The following is an 18,741-nucleotide window of genomic DNA, read 5'->3' on the forward strand; positions in this document are numbered from 1 at the left end:
CGGCTGCCGGGTGGTCAAACAGCCGAGCGTCATTCATGGCTGGTCAGAATGGGTGACGAGCTTGCCGTTCAACGTCTTGGCCAACGCCTTAGCCGGGACGGCACGAAAGAAACGACGCTTGACTACACCAGCGACTTTGCCGCCCGGCGCGGTATTGCCGCCCGGGTTGCCGTCGCGAGTGAGATCGCTCTCGGGCGTAACGTAAACCAAAGGCAGGATTATCGTCTCGCTGCTGGGGATCCAGCAGGCGACATTCAGGGCGAGGTATGGGGCGAGCACGGCGGTGCTGGTGCCCTGATTGGCTCTGATCGCGCCGGCGAAGATGGCCGAGATGGTCAGCGGTCGGCCCTCGAGAAGCCCGCACCGCTCGTGCCTGCTGTCAGGGATTATGCTTGCAGCATCGAGGACGTTTCCCGCGCCAACGCCATGCCGGCGTTCGACAGGCATTGGCAGTCGGTACAGTCCGTTGCCGAGCTCGTTTTTACCAATCCTGGCGGGGTCACAGACCGGCTGCGCATCGCGATCATCGAACAGAACGGCGACGGCAGGGCACTCGGCAAAGCGCTTGTCGAGCGACCCCAGCAGTTTGGAGATCTGCGCGGCAAGACCGGACTGTTCGGTGACAACAAAGACCGCAAGCAGGCGCACCGGTTTGCGCAATCGGTGGCTGCACATGTCGCGGCATCGGCAGGCACATGGCATCGGCGCCTGGAGGAAGAACGCAGCGCCGAGACGTGGGTCAGAGAAAAGCGCGATACGGTCGAGGTGCCGGGTCTGACACGCAAAAGCGCCCAGCTTCTTTCCCAGATCGATACTGTCGCGTTCACGCAGCGCAATCGCTGGATCGATCACCTGCGATCAACAGCGGATGGCAAGCAGGCACTGGATGAGGCAAAGATCGTCAATGATGCCTTGCGCCAGCGGTTCGGACATTCCGATCCACGCAACTTTGCACCAGAGCTCAGCCGCAATGCCGAGCTGATGAAACAGGCCGACAAAATCATCAATGTTGCGCGCATCGTCGAGCGCGCCCGGATGGCCGAACTCTCTCGAGACCATACCCTCAAACAGGAGCTGTCACGCTCGAAAGGGTTGGGATTGAGCAGATGACAAACTGGCTCATTCATTGAACGCAAAGCCACGCGCTGAATAGCCACTGCCTGTATCTACCGTTTCTCAGATCACATATGTATGGGTCGGACGATGGCTGGCAACCTGCTGTACAATCCCGGCGCCGGCGGTCAAAAGGTCCGGCAGGGAGCCAAGAGAAAACCTAAGTGGAGCGGCTAGGTTCGGAGCCCGCGGACATCATCGTCCCCCCGCCTGAAGCGTCGGTGATCGTCGAAGGTTACCCGGCGCTTTACATCAACGTATCAATATGAAAGTTCCGCTGCGAGGCGTCTCTGCGGCCTTACCAGCGAGCGGGCAATGTCGATGATATCGTCGCGCGAGGACGTCGGATCCTCCATGTTCCAGGCAACCCCCATCCCAATCCTGAAATCCACTCCCCTCACCTTTCGGAGCTCGAAATTACGGTTGGGGAAATCTCTCGTCCATTGCGGCGCAAAGCCAATGCCGAGACCGGCCGATACCAGCGAAATTAACGCAAATGTGTCGTCGCAACTATACGCGATGTTGCGGGCTAGATCATGCTCGGCAAACATCTCCGCGAAATAGCGTTCGGTATACGAAAGGTTCTGCCGCGAAAATGAGATGATCTTTTGATCCCGCAGGTCCTCGATGCCGATCTCGGCCATTGCGGCAAGCCGGCTGTCCTTGGCGACCGCAAGCAGATATTCGTCATTGGCCATCGAGAAGAACCGCAAGCTACCAATATTCTCCACCGGCCGGATGAAGCCGAGGTTGATCTGGCCAGATTCCAGACCACGGATGATGTCGCTGGTTGAGCCGCTCTGGATCTGCAGCTGGATGTCGGGATATTTTTTAGCGATCTTCGACAGGAAGGCCGGCAGCACGCCGATGGTGGCCGGATAGATGGTGCCGATTTTAATCTTGCGCACGGTCTTGCCGGCAGCCGAGCGCGTCGCCTGCGCGCTCATGTCGATATCGCTCAAGATCCGCACGGACCGGTCATAGAAGGTCTGACCTGCTACCGTCAGCTCGACACGCCGTGTGGAACGGATAAAGAGCTGCACGCCCAACTCCCGCTCCAGCGCCTGGATCTGGGTGGACAACGCCGGCTGGGCAATATGCACCCGAGCCGCTGCCCTGCCGAAATGCAGCTCCTCAGCGACCGCAACGAAGTATGTGAGTTGGCGTAGTTCCATGATGCCAACTTCCTAGAAGTTAGTGTGGGTGGAAGTATGATACGCGCAGCGGCTCGCACTCCCGGGTGGGAGCGATTATGATCATGACGAATCGTTTCAGCACAATTGCAGGCTGAACCGAACCTACAGCGCATTAATCGCCCTGTAAAGGCGAAAACGACATTTGGTGGCGATTTTGGTTTCAGCTCAATGCAGAATGGCACGTGTCGCGCTGGGATGGACGGTCAAGCAACTTGCTGAAACAGCAAACGTGTCTACGAACACTGTGGTCCGGCTCGAACGCGGCGAGGAGCTCAAGACACGCACGATCACAGACATTCGTCACGCGTTTGAAGGGGCGGGAGTTATCTTCATCGACGGGCACTATTCAGGATATGGCGGGCCAGGTGTCAGGTTGCGGAGCGTCGGTTCTTAAGAAACTGTCCTGTCAAAGCCGTTCAAGATATGATCCTTTCAGGACGCCAATCTGCTAAGCACATTTGAATATGCTTGTCTTGATGGGAACCGAACCATCGACACGCGCCTTAGATTCCCTAAGCGATTGAAACATTGAGAAATTCAGAACAGCGGAATGTCCACCGCGGCACAAGCATATTTATGGAACTTCGACGAAACAAGGATCCCCACCATTAGAAAAAGCGAGGCGAGTATCATACGGGCGAGCCCGGAAAATCGACGGTTGTGACCATTTTCATTACTTCTTGCAATTCACCGATTGAGAAGTTCGGCATGCCTGAACAGGTCGCGACCGCGACACACTTAACGGCCCCAGCGCCTCTACCTGGCTCGAGAAGTTTTCACGCGTGTCGGCATCGACGATGGTGACAGGCGCGGCCAGGATAAGCCCCGCTGCGTTCCCGGCCGCTGCGGCGGTGCCTGTTGTCGCTGCCAGAATCGTATCTCCGAGACCGACGCGATTGTCTGTGAGCGTCTGGCCGTCGGAGATGCGCGCACCGATGAGCCGCACGATCTCAGGGGACTCAGCGAATTTCCCGTGGTTGAGGCTGTCGCCCGCCTTCACCTTCGTAAGGTCTATGACGGTAATTTTGTTGTCGGCGAGTTCCTGCTTGTAGGGTTCCGTTTCGGGATCGATCGAGCCGAGGCGAGCGACATCGCCCCAGACACGGCGTGAGACGGCGAGCGCCTTGTCATCTCGCGATACAAACAATGTGAACTGCGGATGCGGGTCGCCCATGTCAACAATCTGTGAGCGGAAGACATCGACGTCGACGTCGGGGGCCGCGAGCATGACGTTCTTGAATTTGGTCGGAAGCCCACCGTTGCGGATCGCCATTTGCCGGAGCCCTTCGAGCGTCAACCAATTGCCCATCGAATGCGCCAGGATCGAGACTTCCTTCACTTCCGGGTCCTTGGCAAGATACTGGAACAGGTTCTCCAGGGCATTGCGTGTATAGTTGGTGCTTTCGCGGTCGTAACCGTATGCGAGCAGGCTGCCACGCGACGGCCACGTCACGAGAATCGGCGCACTGTGGACGCCAGAATCGCGGACGATCTGGGCAAAGCGGTAAACGCTGTCCTCGAATTTGGTGTTGAAGCCATGGATGAACACCAGGGCGCTACCATCCGGCGTTTTCTTGACCGACGTGCTGAGCCACGCCTTGGCGGCGTCGATATCGATCATGTCGGTCTTTAGCGTCGCGAAGTCGGTTGCAGGGTTTGGAGGCAACTTCTTAGGCCAGGCAACCTCCCCGACTTTACGCGCACTGTCCGGAGGAACCGAGACTGTGATATCAGCAAAGTTCGGCGCACGCGCTCGCTCGCCTGTGAACATCTCGCCTTGGACCGTCGACTGGCTACGGGTCGTCGCGATCAGCATATCGACCTTGTGAGACTGCGGAGCGGTATCAGCAACGGGCGTCAGCACATTCTTCGGATGGCCCCCGCATCCTGCCAAAGCCGAAACCAGGACACACGCCAAAAGGTTTCGGCCGCGATATGACTGACCAATTTTGTCGCATCGATTGCTGTGGTCCACTGAAAATCCCCATTCCATCCTCGGCCATCTGCGCCCCCGCCCTGATGTTTCAAAGTGTTGTAGCTTTGAATAAGCGAACCCGCGAGTCTGTTTTTTTAGATAGTCAAATGTTGCGACACCTCGGGTCGCCTATCAAAGACGTAGACAAAGCTATGCGCAGTTCGCTACGTTCACTTCAACGACCAATTTATTATATTTTTTCTTCTTTTATGGTCCGCTAGTACTGCTATTCTCCATCAAATTTCTCGAAGCCCAAAGTTTTTGGCCATGTAACGTACAGTAACACAATCCCCAGAGGCTGCATGAACCCCATAACAACGGCGGCCGGCGAGCGTACTGCATACCAACCCCTTCTGACAGGATGGAAAACAATGAACCCGGTGAAACACTTAAAAACGCGGTGACCGTTACTGCCCTTCTCATGATGGTGGCGACGCTTATCCTGCCCGCATCGCCTGCCGAAGCCCGACGTGTCGCCGCAGGATGCGGAACACGGGGTTGCGCCGCAGTGGGACGCAAGGGTGCTGTCGCGGTGCGTCGTGCCCCGGTCGCCCGTCGTGTTGTGGTCGTCAATCCTCATCGCTATTGGCGTACGGGCGGTGCGATCGCGGCGGGAGCCGCTGTCGGTTTTGTGGCGGGGGCGGCAGCGGTGTCACTGGCTGGAACACCTCCGAAGCCGGGTTACGGCTGGTATTACACGTCTGCGAACAAGACAACGGGCTTCTGGGATATCTGCCCTAAGTAGACAAACGCGCGCACCGAGGAGGATAGGCATTTGATCTATAGAGGACTTCTCTCGGTGACGGGTGTGGTCGAAGCGGTAACGGGGGTGCTATTGCTGGCTGTTCCCGCAATTGTGGTCCAATTGCTTCTGGGTGATGCGTCGTTGAACCGAGGCGGCGCGGTCGCCTGCCGCATCGCCGGGGCGGCCTTGATTGCATTGGGAATTGCTTGCTGGCGCGCCGAAGCGGGTGGAGCACGCAGGGCCGATCGGGGCGTGGTAGGTGCAATCCTCTTTTACAACATCGCGGTGATCTGCATTCTCATTGCTGCCTGGATAGCTTCGGGCATTGCCGGCATTGGATTTTGGCCCGTTATCCTAACCCATGCGGTATTGGGCGGTTGGTGTGTGATTGCCCTATTGAAAGCCGTTCAAGGATTAACGTGAAGCCAGTAATATCAGCTATTTTTTTGAATGCAGGTCCTGTTGCCGCAATCGGTCGGGTGTGCTGAATTGCATTAACCGTCGGCGGCAGGGCAATAAACCAATACAACAGGGAGGGTCAGATGCGCAAAGTAGCGGTGCAGTTTGGTGGAGTGCTCGGAATCGTAGCCGCCGGAGGCCTGGTTGTTCTGGTTAGCCCCAGTCGGGCGTTGGCGCAGGAGCCTGTCCGCACCGACGTCGGCGACATAGACGCTACCACTGGCATAGACGTGTTTCCCAAGAAACGTCCCTACTCCCCATGGGCAGGTCGGAACTTTCCGATGCGACCGCTGTTCGGCGACACACACCTGCACACGGCGCTGTCGTTCGACGCCGGAGCCGGAGGCGCAAGGATTGGGCCGCGCGAAGCCTATCGATTCGCCAAGGGAGAGGAGATCACCGCCTCGAGCGGCCAGCCTGTCAAACTATCGCGTCCGCTGGACTTCCTCGTTATCGCCGACCACTCCGACAACCTCGGGTTCTTCTCCGATTTCCTCGCAGGCAAACCGGAAATCCTCCAGAACAAGCAAGCCAAGGCCTGGTACGAAAAGATACAGAACGGCCAGGGAGCCGAAGCTGCCTACGACATCGTCATGTCGTTCTCACAAGGGAAGTTTCCGAAGGACATCTATTACGGTCCAGGTTTGCCTGCATACAGATCAACTTGGCAGAGCATCATCGACGCTGCCGAGGAGGCGGACGAGCCGCGCCGCTTTACCGCCCTCATCGGGTATGAGTGGACTTCGCTTGCCAAGGGCAACAATCTTCATCGCAACGTAATCCTCAGGGACAACGGCGACAAAGCCGCGATGATCGAACCGTATACGACGCAGCCCCCTCTCGGCAGCAATGACCCACGCGATCTGTGGAAGTGGCTGGCGAACTACGAGGACAAGACGGGTGGCCAGGCGCTCGCGATCGCCCACAACGGCAACCTCAGCAATGGCACGATGTTCCCCATCGTCGAGTCTTTCACCGGAAAGCCGATTGACCGCGAATATGCAGAGCAGCGTGCCCGTTGGGAAGTTCTGTATGAAACGACCCAGATGAAGGGCGACGGGGAGACGCACCCACTGCTCTCGCCGAACGACGAGTTCGCTAGTTTTGAGCGTTGGGACAAGGGAAACCTCGACCTCAGCGAAAAGAAGACGCCGGACATGCTCCAGTACGAGTACACGCGGTCCGCTTTGCAGACCGGCCTGCAGCTCGAAACCGCGCTGGGGGTTAACCCATACAAGTTCGGGCTTGTCGGCAGCACGGACTCGCATACGGGTCTCTCGACCGCCGACGACGACAATTTTTGGGGCAAGATAACCGCCAACGAACCGAACCCAACGCGGGCGGAACATCCTTTCATGCAAAACAAGGCGCTCGGCCTCGCCATCACGGGCTGGGAACAAACGGCCTCTGGGTATGCCGCTGTTTGGGCGCAGGAAAATACTCGTGCCTCGATCTTCGACGCGATGAAGCGCCGCGAGACCTATGCCACAACAGGGCCACGCATGGCAGTCCGCTTCTTTGGCGGGTTCGACTTCGAAGAAGCTGACGTGAAGGGCCGCAGTCCGGCTATCGCTGGATATACCAAGGGTGTGCCGATGGGCGGCGACATCGGTCCGGCAACGGACGGCAAGACCCCGACATTCCTTGTTGCCGCACTCAAGGACCCCATTGGGGCTAACCTTGACCGCTACCAGATCATCAAGGGGTGGATAGATGCTCAGGGAGCAGTGCACGAGAAGGTTTATGACGTCGCCTGGTCGGATGATCGTAAACCAGGGACCGACGGCAAGCTTCCTTCGGTCGGCAATACCGTCGATGTCGCCAATGCGACCTGGACAAACACGATCGGCGCATCCGAGCTGATCGGTTACTGGAAGGACCCCGAGTTCGATCCGGCGCAGAAGGCGTTTTATTACGGGCGTGTCATCGAGATACCAACCCCCCGTTGGACTGCCTACGACGCCAAGTATTTTGGCGTGAAGATGGCACCGGAAGTACGCATGGAGACGACCGAGCGGGCCTATACGTCGCCTATTTGGTACAATCCTTCATGAGCAACGGCGGCTAAAGCTGTTGTCAAATGCCGAAAGTGCAGGAGGTCGAAATGACTGTCGTCCGCAGGATCGTCGGCGAACCGCTCGTACATTTTTTGTTGGCGGGTGGCGTAATCTTCGCTTCTTACGCGCTGATCAACCAGTCGCCTGTCGCTCAGGACAAACGGTCAATCGAGGTCGGGCAAGGACAGTTCTCTCAATTGTTCGAGACGTTCTCGCGCACATGGCAGCGTCCGCCGACCAGGTCGGAGCTCCAGGGTCTTGTCGATGGTTATGTCAAGGAAGAGGTCTTTTACCGGGAGGGGCAGGACATGGGCCTCGATCTAGATGACACGATCTTTCGCCGCCGGATGCAGCAGAAGCTGGAGTTTCTGCTGGAACCCAGCGCGGAGGAAATGACGCCCACCGACGGCGTGCTCGAAGCGTATTTCCATGAACACGCAGGAAGATACGAGCAACCGACGAAGCTGGCATTCCAACAGATATTTTTCAAAAGTTCCCGCCCCGGCGACGAAGGCGAATTAGCGGCAAAAGCGTTACTGGCAAGACTTAGTGCTGGCTCGGTCGATATTGATGCGGAGACTTTGGGAGACGCTTCGATGCTTCCGTCTGGCATGGGCCTGACCGACGGAAAGGATGTCGAGGCGGTGTTCGGCCGTGAATTCCTCGTCGGCGCGCAGTCGGGGACGGTAGGAAAGTGGTCAGGACCGTTCCGGTCATCCTACGGGGCTCACCTGGTTTTCCTTAACCAGAGTGTTGCGGCGGGGGGCACCACGCTCGCGGTGGCGCTGGACAAGGTTCGGCTTGACTGGGAGAGTGACCGGCGGAGGGAAATCACAGACAAACGATACGCCGAAATGAGGGCTAAGTACGATGTCAAAGTCCTCTGGCCTGCCGAGCAAGCATCGTCCCTCGTCAGCAGTTCCGGTGTCGAATGATCAGGCTCGTTCTATTCGCGCTCGCGTGCCTTGCTTGGGCGGTTACAGCGCAAGCTCATGAATTGCGGCCCGCGTTCCTCCAGATCGATGAAACGGCTCGCGGGCAATATGCGGTCACCTGGAAGGTGCCCGCTCGCGGTGAACTGAAGATGGCCCTCTACCCCCGTTTTCCGAGTATTTGCCATCAGCTTTCGGAACCCGTTGGAGGTTTTGTCGAGACAGCCTATGTCACACGCTGGCGCATGGAATGCGACGGTGGACTGGCAAAACAATCGATCTTTGTAGATGGGCTATCGTCTACATACACCGATGCTCTTGTCAGGATCGTCAACCTCGACGGAAGTGTCCAGACAAGCCGCGTCACGCCGCAATCCCCCGAGATGATCGTAGCCGCCCAGCCGGGGGCTCTCGAAACGGCCCAAACCTATTTTGTTCTCGGGGTTGAACACATCATAACGGGCTTTGACCACCTGCTCTTTGTTCTCGCCCTTCTCCTTCTTATCCGAAACACGCGGTCATTGCTTTTGACGATCACCGCGTTCACGGCTGCTCATTCGGTAACGTTGGCATTTTCCGCGCTTGGCATCGCATCGGCTTCGCAGCCGCCTATCGAGGCTTTAATTGCCCTTAGCATCATGTTCGTCGCCGCCGAAATCCTGCGTGACAACCAAGTCAATCTTTCCAGCCAATATCCATGGATCGTCAGCTTCCTGTTCGGGCTGCTCCATGGCTTTGGATTCGGCGGTGCGCTCCGCGACATCGGGTTGCCACAGAAAGATGTACCGCTGGCGTTACTGACATTCAATTTAGGCGTCGAGGCAGGCCAACTCGTCTTCGTCGGGGTTGTCCTCGCAGTCATGGCCAGCCTGCGGGCGGCGCTGGCGCTCGACGTTTCGCGACTGCGTCCGTGGCTTGCCTATTTCATCGGCACGGTCTCGGCGTTCTGGTTTGTCCAGCGTCTGGCGGGGTTCAGTTAAGCTGGCGAGGAGGACGAGGGAATGCGCTGGAGGTCAAGCGGATGGGCGTATGCGACGCTACTTGCCGGACAAACCGCGGCAGCCGCTGCTCTGTTTGTAATCGTTTTTCCGTTGTTCCGGCAAATCGTGACGCATCTGGGAGAGCGGCAGGAACTAAGCCTTTCTCAGCAGGCCCTCATCATGACCATCGCGGCCGTGCTTCACGTATTATACTGGGCACGCCTCAAGTGGGTAGCCGTCGTCGCGCCGTTTCACAACGTTTTCGCCGCGCACCTGTGCTCGTTTGCGAGCCGTGTAAGCTTCTTTTTTGGAGGCGCACTGTTCTCAGCCCTCTTTTTCAGGCACCTTCCGGAGATAGACGCCCTATTGCCCGTTGGCCAGACCTTGATCAGAACGGTGTACGTGCTGGTGGTGCTGTTCGGGCTGTTCTGTTATTCGCAGGAACTCGACCGCCTCGCCAAGGCGTTGGAGGACCCGGCGTCAGAAATCAAACAACAGGACCTTTAAAGGGTCATTCGTTCTATTGCTGACCATGATCCCATCACGGTGATATTGCCTAGAAGCAGAAGATTGCGATGAAGAACTGTGCATCCACGGACTCGCCGTAGATTCTCACCAAACAGCACTTGGGAGCGGTACGATCTCCTGCGCCTCGCCGGATCGCTAAAGGTTCGCATCATGAGAGCCGCAGGTCTGAAATGGATGATCCAGATCAACAATGGCCCCGCCACGGCTTGCAGGTCTCTTCAGGAACTCAGCCGTGGGGCCGATATCGATCCACTACGCCTGGAGGGCGTCCCCTCGAAAACAAGGGTGTTCGTAGACTTCTTCGTCGAGCTGTTCCAGCGGGAGCGGTATCCGGAACGGTTTGCGGGAAGCCTCGGGTAGCGGAAGCTAAGTATTCTCGCCTTGAACGGATACGAACCGGCGGCCATCATTTTAGGTGGGGTGTATTGAAACGCTACCTACGTTGGCAGACGCCACGACGCTGAGCGGGCCGAGCGCGGCGGAACTCAAGCGATCGGTCTCCTCACGGCACGTGTTCGGTGAACATGTGCAGCAAAGCGCGGCGTCACGATCGGGCTTGAGGCGCTGAACCGCTTTGAATGTTACTGTTTAATACGATGGAAGCTTGCGGCCCATATCGACGCAGTCGAGCATCCGGATATCCGCGCCATGTGCGACACGTTCCACAGCAATATCGAAGTGGCCGATCCCATCGGCGCTTTCACGCGAAACAGCGACTGCATCGTCGATGTCCACATTTCGGAGAACGACCGTGGCGTACGGGGGCGTGGCAACATTCCCTGGGCGGAGACGTTCAGGGCGCTGCGCACGAGCGGCTACGACGGCTGGCTGACGATCGAGGCCTCGGCCGGGCGCTGAGGGACCTTGCAGCCGCGACAAAGGTCTGGCGCGACTTTTCTCCGAGACGCCGGAAGCGGTCTATCGCGAAGGCTACCGCCTCATCCGCGCTGGATGGCACGCGGCGGCATAACCGCGCTGAAATCGTTCGCACATTCGCTGATCCTCCATCGCATCAGCAAAAATGTCTCTCAAACAGCAGCAAGCATAAGTCGGAGCCCAAAAACGATCCAGTTATGAGGGATCAGACCCTGACGGAGGGGCCTCTGCCGTGACAGCGGCCCCTCGAATTGGCATTCCTACTTGAATTCGGAAATGTTTTTGAGAGTGACAAGAGCGGCACCCGAGTCGATTAATGACGGTACTTTTCCCCCCGCAATGGAGCGGACGAGCGCGTCGACGCCCAGTTCAGCCATCTTGGCGGGGAATTGGGCGACAGTGGCGTCCTCGATACCGGCGGTCAGCGCCTCTTCTTCGCCGCAGCAAAAGTCGAAGCCCACCAGGACGATCTTGTCGGAGGCGATGCCGGCATTCTTGATGGCGCGCGCAGCGCCGGCCGCCGGAGGACCGCAGGCCGCATAGATCGCCTTGAGGTCGGGATTGGCCGTCAGCAGATCTTCCGCCACCGAGATGCCGAGTTCTTCGGTGCAATTGGTGCCATTACGGCCGACGACGTTCACGGCAAGACCGTCCAGACCCTCCAGCATTCCCTTGACACGATCATCGAGCGCCGGAACGCCCGGTACCCCCTCCAGGATGCCGAGCGTATCGCCGGCGGAAAGCACCGACTTCAGATAGGCTCCGGCAATCTTACCGGCATTATAGTTGTCTGTGGTCGCCAGTGCCGCGGCATTCTCCCAGCCGGGAATGGAGTTATCCATGAGCACCACTTTCACGCCGCTGGCGATGGCCTTGTCGAGTGCTGACGTGACCGTCGGGTCCACGGGGGTGATAGCGATGCCTTGGACCCCCTGGGTGATCATCGATTCGATCAGGGCAATCTGCCCTTCGATGTCGGTGGCCGAAGCGCCCTGACCATAGATGATTTCCACACCCGGATTGGCCTTGGCATAGGCCTTGGCTGCATTCTCCATCGTGGCGAAGAACGGCACTGGAAACTTGGTGATGAAGCCCAGTTTCACATCTGCCGCGATTGCCGGAAAGGCGATGGCGCTTCCCAGCGCCAGCCATCCCAATAGACGTACGAGTTTCATGGTAGTCCTCCCGTTGATGAATGCCTCTTTCAGGCAACCGCTCCGCCACCGGAGGCCCGGCAGGCGAACCTCCTCATTCAGCCCCGACGATCATCGCCACCAGATCCTGCTGGTTGGACCGGTTGGGCTTTTCGATTTCGCCGACCTTGTGCCCCTGCCGCAGCACCACGGCGCGGTCGGCCAGTTCAACGACATGCTCCATATTGTGGGTGATCAGGATCACCGCGTTCCCCTCGTCTCTCAGGTGGGCGATGAGATTGAGAACCTTGCGGCTTTCGCGCAGGCCGAGGGCAGCCGTGGGCTCATCGAGAATGACGACCTTGCGGGCGAACACAGCCGCGCGTGCAACGGCGATGGCCTGCCGTTGCCCGCCCGACATCAGAGCCACCTGGGCGTCGAATTTGGGCAACTTGACCTTGAGCCTGTCGATGACGGCCGCAGCCTCCCGGTCCATCTGCCGGGTGGCCAGGAACCGGGCGCCGCGTGGCAGCCAGCGCGGGAACGACAGCTCCCGCCCGCAGTAAAAATTCTCGGCCGGCGTCAGATTGTCAAAAAGCGCCAGATCCTGATAGACCGTTTCGATCCCCGCACCGCGCGCGGCTGCGGGAGTGCGGATGGCGACTTTTTCACCGTCGATCAGGATATCGCCTTCGTCGAGCCCATGCACACCGCTGACGCATTTGATCAGCGTGGATTTGCCTGCACCATTGTCTCCCAGCAGGGCAAGAACCTCACCCCGACAGGCCACGAAGCCGACGCCCTTGAGAGCATGGACTGCACCGAAACGCTTGTGCGCGCTACGCACTTCCAGAACGGGTTTGCTCATCCCAGAGCTCCCGCCTGTTTGACCCGCATGCGGGATTCGAGGTGATTGCGCAGCACGTCCGACTCGACCGCCAGCACAATGATCACGCCGATGGCGATGAGCTGGAAATAGAGGTTGACGTTGAGCAGGTTGAGGGCATTACGGATGACGCCGATCATCACCGCGCCTACCAGCGCATGTCCGAGATGGCCGCGACCACCGAGAAAACTGGCACCGCCGATAATCACGGCTGCGATGGTGTCAAGTTCGAGCAGGTTGCCATACAGCGGCGAACCCGCCTCGGTGCGTCCGGATAGAAGGATCGCGCCAACCCCGCAGCAGAGACCGGAGATCAGGTAGGTGGAGACGATGACCTGATTGACCGGAATTCCCATGCGACGGGCGGCGTCGGGCTGGGGAGAAAATTAAATGAATACTGTGAAAACGCTGCTCATTCTTATATCGGCTGTTTCGATTTCCAGCCAGGCGAATACGGAAGATCGTAGTATCAAAATTGCGACTGAGGGCGCATTTCCCCCTTGGAACTCAGTTAACACGGCCGGTAGTCCAGTCGGCTTCGACATTGATGTCGGCATGGCGCTCTGTGAACGCGCGAAACTCAGATGCGAGTTCGTAACGCAGGCATGGGACGGAATTATTCCGGCCCTGACGGTGGGAAAATATGATGCGATCATGGCCGGCATGTCGATCACTGAAAAGAGAAAGCAGGTCATTTCGTTCTCAAATCCTTACGCCCTAACGTCAAACTTCTTCGTAGTCGCCAAGTCCCTTAACCTTCCGACCATGAGAAGCAGTGTCAAGATCAACCTGACGTCGGATACAGAGGCAGACCGAACCTCCCTGGAAGATTTGAAGCAAAATTTGGCGGGGAAAGTGATTGGGGTGCAGGCGAGTACAAACGCCGAGGCATTCGTTCGAGAATACTTTGGCGATACGGTCGATGTGCGAACTTACGACAAGCAGGACAATTTGAATCTTGATCTGGTATCCGGTCGTATTGATGGCGGGCTGGCAGACTATTCAGTCTGGAGAGAGTTTCTACAATCGAAAGACGGCGCTGCAACAGCGCTGTACGGGCCCCGGATTTCGGGCGGTCTATTCGGTCCTGGCGTAGGCATCGGCTTGCGGAAGGAAAACAAGGATCTTGTTAGCAAACTGAATGATGCAATAAGCGAAATCTCGAGTGACGGAACGCTGAAAAAAATCAGCGTTAAGTGGTTTGGTGCTGATTTGGTGTCGGAATAAAATCGACAGCGCGAATTGCAGTTCTAAAAAAGGCTACGAGAGATGACACTCAATACTGTGACGTTCGTCAGTGTAGAGAACATGATGGATTTGGTGGTTAGCACGGGCATTGAGCACCTCTTGTGCCAACTATCCCAGTACATCGAGCAAGATTTTCGCCGCTGGGATAGTTTCGATAAGATTTCTCGTGTTGCATCGCACTCGAGAAACGGTGTGATAGAGCTCATGCCAACGAGCGATGGCTCGCTTTACGCCTTCAAATATGTGAATGGGCACCCAAATAACATCAAAGCAGGTCTTCAGACGGTCACCGCCTTCGGGAGTTTGTCTGTTGTCGATAGTGGATATTCGGTGCTTTTGTCTGAGATGACAATTCTGACGGCTTTGCGCACCGCGGCCACGTCCGCACTGGCAGCGAGATACCTGGCTCGCAAGGGGGCTCGTACAATGGCCATGATTGGCAATGGTGCGCAATGCGAATTCCAGGCTATAGCTTTCAAGGCGCTGCTGGGCGTTGACAACCTTCGTCTGTATGACATTGATCCAGACGCAACGGCCCGCTGTAATCGTAACCTCCAAAGGTTCGGGTTCAAAATTACCACATGCGCATCGGCGGAGCAGGCGGTTGAGGGAGCCGACATAATCACGACCGCGACCGCAGACAAGAAAAACGCAACGATTTTAAGCGACAACATGATTGGCCCCGGTGTGCATATTAACGCTGTAGGAGGGGATTGCCCTGGAAAGACGGAAGTCCACCGTGATATCCTGCTGCGTTCGGATATTTTCGTAGAATTCCCGCCGCAGACCCGAATTGAAGGCGAAATACAACAACTTCTCCCAGACCATCCGGTAACTGAACTTTGGCGGGTCATCACCGCCCAGGAGGCCGGTCGGATAGAGGAAAAGCAGATCACGCTGTTCGACAGCGTCGGCTTTGCGATTGAGGATTTCTCGGCGCTCCGGTATGTGCGGGATCGGTTAGGGTCTGCAAACCGTCGCGCTCAACTGGACCTTATAGCTGACCCTGACGAACCCAAGGATCTTTTCGGAATGTTGTTGCGGCGTGAAGCGCAGCTGCAACAAATGTCTGCCTCGTCTAGGGAGTGATTTCATAGTCGAAGGACGGTGAGATGAGCTCGCAGTTATCTGGCAGAAGGCAGGTGAGGTCGCTCGCGCAATAGGGATACGAAAAGGTATGTAATAACATAACGAATGGATAAGATAACTTATGGAACTTTGTTAAGTCGGCCACCCGGAACTGCGGCATAACCGCGACGGCAGCCAAAGCAATGGCTACCAAAAGCTCGGCACCAAGCCTGGCAGGAGGACGGATTTTACCAATGATATTCTGAACCGTCGAGCCGCTATCAGCGCACTCGGCATCGGAATGATGCAGACGATGTTCCCAGCCCGCGGCCCCTTTTCCTGGAAACTTTCTAATCGAGGCCGCTGTGAACGCCGTCGACAAAAGGTGCGGCTCTTTGCGCCGATTAACCTCCGGTGAGGGGCCGATGGAATTGGTGCTGCGAAGCTTAGCCCGATGCTACTTTGGAAAGGCCTTGCAGCACATTGCGCTATAATCCCCTCTAAAGTATATTAGGCAATAGAAATGTATCGCAGAGTGTGATACAGCGTTCCACAATTAATCGTGTTCGCAGCGCCATATGGGGGCTGTCGGAACAACGCTCAGTTGCCCGCGTTTCGCGTTAAACAGCGGGGAGCGGCGCATGCCAAGGTTTTATTTTCATTTACGCGACGGCGACACTTTCCAAGAAGACACTGATGGCGTCGAACTGCCCGATGTGGACAGTGCACGAAGTGAGGCAATTATTGCTGCCCGAGAAATCCTAGCTGAACAGATTTCCTTCGGCCTACAAGCCGGTGACCAAACTTTCGAAGTTACAGACGAAGAAGGCTTTATGTTCTTTAGACTGGCATTCCGGGATCTATTGCACAGCTGAGACCAGCTACTTTCGATCAGGCTTGGCACCCCATGGAACAATCCAATCCTCGCACAGTTCGCTGGCAACGGAGGAGCGTCACATGCCTATATTTTACTACAATCTCAGATGCGGAAATCACCTGGCGGAAGGCACGGTAGGTGTCCATTCGCTCGATCAAGAGTCGGCTCGGTTACAAGCCAAGGACGCTGCGCGGTATATGCTATCTCAGAGATCGTCGATGCGCGTCTCCCTAGACGGGCAAATCTTCGAAGTGTGCGACGAGGATGGGTACGCGCTTTTCAGCATTAGTCTAAAAGACGTGCTGCACAGCTGATGTGACGGGCGGAGTTGATCCGCTGGCATTCACAACCAAAGCCTTATTGATTGCATCCAGCGCATCGTCCGGTGTCCAAGGCTTGGCGAGCCATGGGCGTCCCTTGAACACCTCTCCAGCTTCAGACCGCGCACTGCCGGTACATACGATGAAGGGCACATTGCGGAACGCCAAAACGTGTGCGACTTCAGTACAGTCTCCATCGTTTAGATAAAGGTCAAGGAGGGCCAAGGAAGGGGTGCGGCGTTCAAGATATTCGAAGCAGTCTGCACAGGAAGTGACTACCGTGACGTCATGGAAACCTGCATCCTTAATGGTGGCTTCCAAGTCGAGGGCTATCAGAGCCTCGTTTTCCAAGATGAGAATTGAATGTGTAGCCATGGATCATTTCCGATCATTACAGATGCAACCGCGTTCCGGGGCAGGATCATAGGCAGTCAACGAGTGAGCAGTGAGGTGCTTTTTGCAATGTCGACCAATCTTCGATCATTGACACGGAGTGGTTGGCACTCCTTCACGCGATAAGCGTAGTGCCCTTAGTGCCTCAGATTTGCGACGATCCGCAGTACGCTTCGCGGTGATGACTGCCTCGGCTAACCGCTTCGATTCCAAAAATTGCCTCGGGCTCAGAACCCTCGCTTGCGCTTCTTTTTCTGACAATCTCTTCCATAATCCTACCTCCGCTCGCCACTAATCGAGACGGCGATGCTGCAATCAGAAATCAGTCTAGTTCTAAAAGGTTGCAAATCCAGTCGTTAGTTGGGATTGTACGGAATCGAACATTTAGCCAATACGGGTCAGCGCGGCGGCTGAGACGTTCGCAAGAAGAACAGGCCGAACACGTTGTCGGGCTTTTATGGGTCAACCGGGAGGAATGGACGGGGTTCGCCTACGTGAAACTCGGTAAGCTTGCCGGCCATCCCGCACATCCCACCATGTTGGCACGCATAGCGATTAGCGGATCGCCTTAACGCCGGAACAATGCATCCTGCAGATCTCGGTGTTCGACTGGCTTTGAAAGACGCGGCACAGATTCGTATCGGGCTGGAATATCCTTATCGTCATAGCCCGTCGCGAAGACGAACGGAACGCCTCGGGAGAAGAGTAGGTCCGCCACGGGAAACGCCATGTCACCGTTCAGATTGATGTCAAGTATGGCGGCGTCGATGTGTGTATCACCGGAGGCGAATGCCAAAGCCCGGTCTAAGTTAGGGGCCGGGCCGACGATTATCGCACCGGTTCGTTCGAGCCGGTCTACCAGCTGCTGAGCGATGAAATAGTCGTCTTCCACAACAAGAATGCGCTTCCCTGGGTATAAATTTTCTTCGCCCATGTTCGTTCTTCCTCCGCAGCAGGTTGTCACTAGCTGCCTGCCGACAAGCTCTTGAGTGCGGCATCCATAAGGACGTCGGCGGAACGCTTATACTCCTGAGCACGTTCCTCGAACGTCGCAGCGGCGGCGGTTCTGCCGGCTTGCAACGCCTCTCGTATCATCTTTTCCATCAGAACGATGCGCTCGCCCATCACCCTAAGAGCGATGCGCACTGCCTCGTCAACTGAACCTTCCTGTTCGTGGGCGAGTGCCTCGGCGGTATATCCGTGCCCCACCTGACAGCGGAATCGCAGCGGCGTGCGCCTGATCTGCGATAATGTCCCCCCGCATCCGGGACAACTCAAAGAGACGGGATCGGCGATTTCTGCGATCGTTGGAGAGTTAGACGGCCGCCCCATGGCGATCGCCACCTCAAGCGCAACGCTGGACGGTGCCGCAACTTTCGGGCCCGCGCCTTCCAGCACGAGGCGGATCAAAAGCGCAGCCAGATCCTTGGCGGGAGCACGGTAGTCAACGTCACTCGCCAGCAACGCCGTTTGTGGCATCTCGCTCTCTACGGCGTCGCGGGGGTTTTGAACAACGGTTAATCCGCCACAACGTTTCAGGTCCGCCAACCCGGAAGCCCCGTCGTTGAGCATGCCGGAAAGCAGAACTCCAATGGCTTCGGGTCCGGCGCTAATCCCTGCGGATCGGAACAGCGGATCGATCGCGGGCCGCGCCATGTTCTCGCGCGGTCCGCGGCCCAGGCGAAGAACCCCCCCGTCCATCACAAGATGGTGGTCTGCGGGCGCCACGTAGATATGCCCTTCGTCTATGGGCTCACCGTCGACCGCAGTGGATGCCGGAAGTGTGCCTCCACTGTCCAGTATCGCGGCGAGCAGGTCCCGATTGCCCGCTCCGACATGGACTGCGATCAAGACCGACGCCTGCAGGTTCTGCGGCAACTCCTTGCATATCTGCCGGATCACCTGGATCGATCCTGCTGACCCGCCGATTGCAATGATTTTTCCCATGGCCCGTT

Annotated in this window: 20 protein-coding genes and 3 pseudogenes; 14 read left to right on the top strand and 9 right to left on the bottom strand. The window is 57.2% G+C overall.

Features of this window, described 5'->3' with window-relative positions:
- A partial coding sequence (locus tag ACP7BS_RS25105; protein WP_426240273.1) for a BID domain-containing protein occupies positions 1-1,110 on the top strand: 1,110 nt, incomplete at its 5' end.
- Positions 1,111-1,373: 263 nt separating this feature from the next.
- On the opposite strand, the gene ACP7BS_RS25110 is transcribed toward ACP7BS_RS25105, so the two are convergent.
- Positions 1,374-2,288, bottom strand: coding sequence for a LysR family transcriptional regulator (locus tag ACP7BS_RS25110; protein WP_426240274.1), 915 nt, complete (start codon positions 2,286-2,288; stop codon positions 1,374-1,376).
- A gap of 196 nt (positions 2,289-2,484) precedes the next feature.
- Between ACP7BS_RS25110 and ACP7BS_RS25115 the strand changes: the two genes are divergently transcribed.
- Positions 2,485-2,703 carry a helix-turn-helix domain-containing protein gene (locus ACP7BS_RS25115; RefSeq protein WP_426233607.1) on the top strand — a complete coding sequence of 73 codons (219 nt, stop codon included), beginning with the start codon at positions 2,485-2,487 and terminating at the stop codon, positions 2,701-2,703.
- Positions 2,704-2,982: 279 nt separating this feature from the next.
- On the opposite strand, the gene ACP7BS_RS25120 is transcribed toward ACP7BS_RS25115, so the two are convergent.
- Complete coding sequence (locus ACP7BS_RS25120; protein WP_426240275.1) at positions 2,983-4,302, bottom strand: alpha/beta hydrolase; 1,320 nt, start codon at positions 4,300-4,302, stop codon at positions 2,983-2,985.
- Between the two features lie 343 nt (positions 4,303-4,645).
- Between ACP7BS_RS25120 and ACP7BS_RS25125 the strand changes: the two genes are divergently transcribed.
- The 8 genes and pseudogenes from ACP7BS_RS25125 to ACP7BS_RS25160 form a co-directional block, all read left to right on the top strand.
- Complete coding sequence (locus ACP7BS_RS25125; protein WP_426240276.1) at positions 4,646-5,029, top strand: hypothetical protein; 384 nt, start codon at positions 4,646-4,648, stop codon at positions 5,027-5,029.
- Positions 5,030-5,059: 30 nt separating this feature from the next.
- Positions 5,060-5,452: a hypothetical protein gene (locus ACP7BS_RS25130; RefSeq protein ID WP_426240277.1), complete on the top strand. Its 393-nt coding sequence runs from the start codon at positions 5,060-5,062 to the stop codon at positions 5,450-5,452.
- Between the two features lie 119 nt (positions 5,453-5,571).
- Positions 5,572-7,542 (top strand): DUF3604 domain-containing protein, encoded by a 1,971-nt coding sequence (locus tag ACP7BS_RS25135; RefSeq protein WP_426233576.1) that lies wholly within the window; start codon positions 5,572-5,574, stop codon positions 7,540-7,542.
- A 50-nt stretch (positions 7,543-7,592) separates the two neighbouring features.
- Complete coding sequence (locus ACP7BS_RS25140; RefSeq protein WP_426240278.1) at positions 7,593-8,480, top strand: peptidyl-prolyl cis-trans isomerase; 888 nt, start codon at positions 7,593-7,595, stop codon at positions 8,478-8,480.
- Positions 8,477-9,457 (top strand): HupE/UreJ family protein, encoded by a 981-nt coding sequence (locus ACP7BS_RS25145; protein ID WP_426240280.1) that lies wholly within the window; start codon positions 8,477-8,479, stop codon positions 9,455-9,457. The genes ACP7BS_RS25140 and ACP7BS_RS25145 overlap by 4 nt, the downstream gene beginning before the upstream one ends.
- Positions 9,458-9,478: 21 nt before the next feature.
- Positions 9,479-9,964, top strand: a complete 486-nt coding sequence (locus ACP7BS_RS25150; protein ID WP_426240281.1) for a hypothetical protein — start codon at positions 9,479-9,481, stop codon at positions 9,962-9,964.
- Between the two features lie 256 nt (positions 9,965-10,220).
- A pseudogene (locus tag ACP7BS_RS25155) lies at positions 10,221-10,345 on the top strand (LysR family transcriptional regulator); the annotation flags it as partial.
- Positions 10,346-10,448: 103 nt separating this feature from the next.
- Positions 10,449-10,955, top strand: a pseudogene (locus tag ACP7BS_RS25160) (sugar phosphate isomerase/epimerase family protein); the annotation flags it as partial.
- A gap of 166 nt (positions 10,956-11,121) precedes the next feature.
- Here the strand turns inward: ACP7BS_RS25160 and ACP7BS_RS25165 are convergent.
- From ACP7BS_RS25165 to ACP7BS_RS25175, 3 genes and pseudogenes are all read right to left on the bottom strand, one after another.
- Positions 11,122-12,036 carry a sugar ABC transporter substrate-binding protein gene (locus tag ACP7BS_RS25165; protein ID WP_426240282.1) on the bottom strand — a complete coding sequence of 305 codons (915 nt, stop codon included), beginning with the start codon at positions 12,034-12,036 and terminating at the stop codon, positions 11,122-11,124.
- A 73-nt stretch (positions 12,037-12,109) separates the two neighbouring features.
- Positions 12,110-12,862 carry an ATP-binding cassette domain-containing protein gene (locus ACP7BS_RS25170; RefSeq protein ID WP_426233585.1) on the bottom strand — a complete coding sequence of 251 codons (753 nt, stop codon included), beginning with the start codon at positions 12,860-12,862 and terminating at the stop codon, positions 12,110-12,112.
- Positions 12,859-13,254 (bottom strand): annotated as a pseudogene (locus ACP7BS_RS25175) (ABC transporter permease); the annotation flags it as partial. The pseudogene ACP7BS_RS25175 and the gene ACP7BS_RS25170, both read right to left, overlap by 4 nt.
- A 16-nt stretch (positions 13,255-13,270) precedes the next feature.
- Here ACP7BS_RS25175 and ACP7BS_RS25180 point away from each other — a divergent pair.
- On the top strand, positions 13,271-14,107 hold the full coding sequence (locus ACP7BS_RS25180; RefSeq protein ID WP_426240283.1) for a transporter substrate-binding domain-containing protein: 837 nt from the start codon (positions 13,271-13,273) through the stop codon (positions 14,105-14,107).
- 42 nt (positions 14,108-14,149) lie between these two features.
- Positions 14,150-15,217 carry an ornithine cyclodeaminase gene (locus tag ACP7BS_RS25185; RefSeq protein ID WP_426240284.1) on the top strand — a complete coding sequence of 356 codons (1,068 nt, stop codon included), beginning with the start codon at positions 14,150-14,152 and terminating at the stop codon, positions 15,215-15,217.
- Here ACP7BS_RS25185 and ACP7BS_RS25190 read toward each other — a convergent pair.
- On the bottom strand, positions 15,207-15,578 hold the full coding sequence (locus tag ACP7BS_RS25190; protein ID WP_426240286.1) for a hypothetical protein: 372 nt from the start codon (positions 15,576-15,578) through the stop codon (positions 15,207-15,209). The two genes, ACP7BS_RS25185 and ACP7BS_RS25190, sit on opposite strands and share 11 nt — an antisense overlap.
- A 259-nt stretch (positions 15,579-15,837) precedes the next feature.
- Here ACP7BS_RS25190 and ACP7BS_RS25195 point away from each other — a divergent pair, with 259 nt between their 5' ends.
- Both ACP7BS_RS25195 and ACP7BS_RS25200 read left to right on the top strand, forming a co-directional pair.
- Positions 15,838-16,071 carry a DUF6894 family protein gene (locus tag ACP7BS_RS25195; protein WP_426240287.1) on the top strand — a complete coding sequence of 78 codons (234 nt, stop codon included), beginning with the start codon at positions 15,838-15,840 and terminating at the stop codon, positions 16,069-16,071.
- An 82-nt stretch (positions 16,072-16,153) separates the two neighbouring features.
- The gene (locus tag ACP7BS_RS25200; protein ID WP_426240288.1) at positions 16,154-16,387 is read left to right on the top strand and encodes a DUF6894 family protein; all 234 of its coding nucleotides are present in this window, start codon (positions 16,154-16,156) and stop codon (positions 16,385-16,387) included.
- Here ACP7BS_RS25200 and ACP7BS_RS25205 read toward each other — a convergent pair.
- From ACP7BS_RS25205 to ACP7BS_RS25215, 3 genes are all read right to left on the bottom strand, one after another.
- The gene (locus tag ACP7BS_RS25205) at positions 16,364-16,768 is read right to left on the bottom strand and encodes a response regulator (RefSeq protein WP_426240289.1); all 405 of its coding nucleotides are present in this window, start codon (positions 16,766-16,768) and stop codon (positions 16,364-16,366) included. The two genes, ACP7BS_RS25200 and ACP7BS_RS25205, sit on opposite strands and share 24 nt — an antisense overlap.
- Positions 16,769-17,354: 586 nt before the next feature.
- Positions 17,355-17,720, bottom strand: a complete 366-nt coding sequence (locus ACP7BS_RS25210) for a response regulator (protein ID WP_426240290.1) — start codon at positions 17,718-17,720, stop codon at positions 17,355-17,357.
- 29 nt (positions 17,721-17,749) lie between these two features.
- A complete protein-coding gene (locus tag ACP7BS_RS25215) occupies positions 17,750-18,733 on the bottom strand; it encodes a chemotaxis protein CheB (RefSeq protein WP_426240291.1) in 984 nt (327 codons plus the stop codon).
- Positions 18,734-18,741 lie beyond the last annotated feature (8 nt).

This window comes from Pararhizobium sp. DWP1-1-3, from assembly GCF_049896125.1.
Classification (GTDB): Bacteria; Pseudomonadota; Alphaproteobacteria; order Rhizobiales; family Rhizobiaceae; genus Pararhizobium.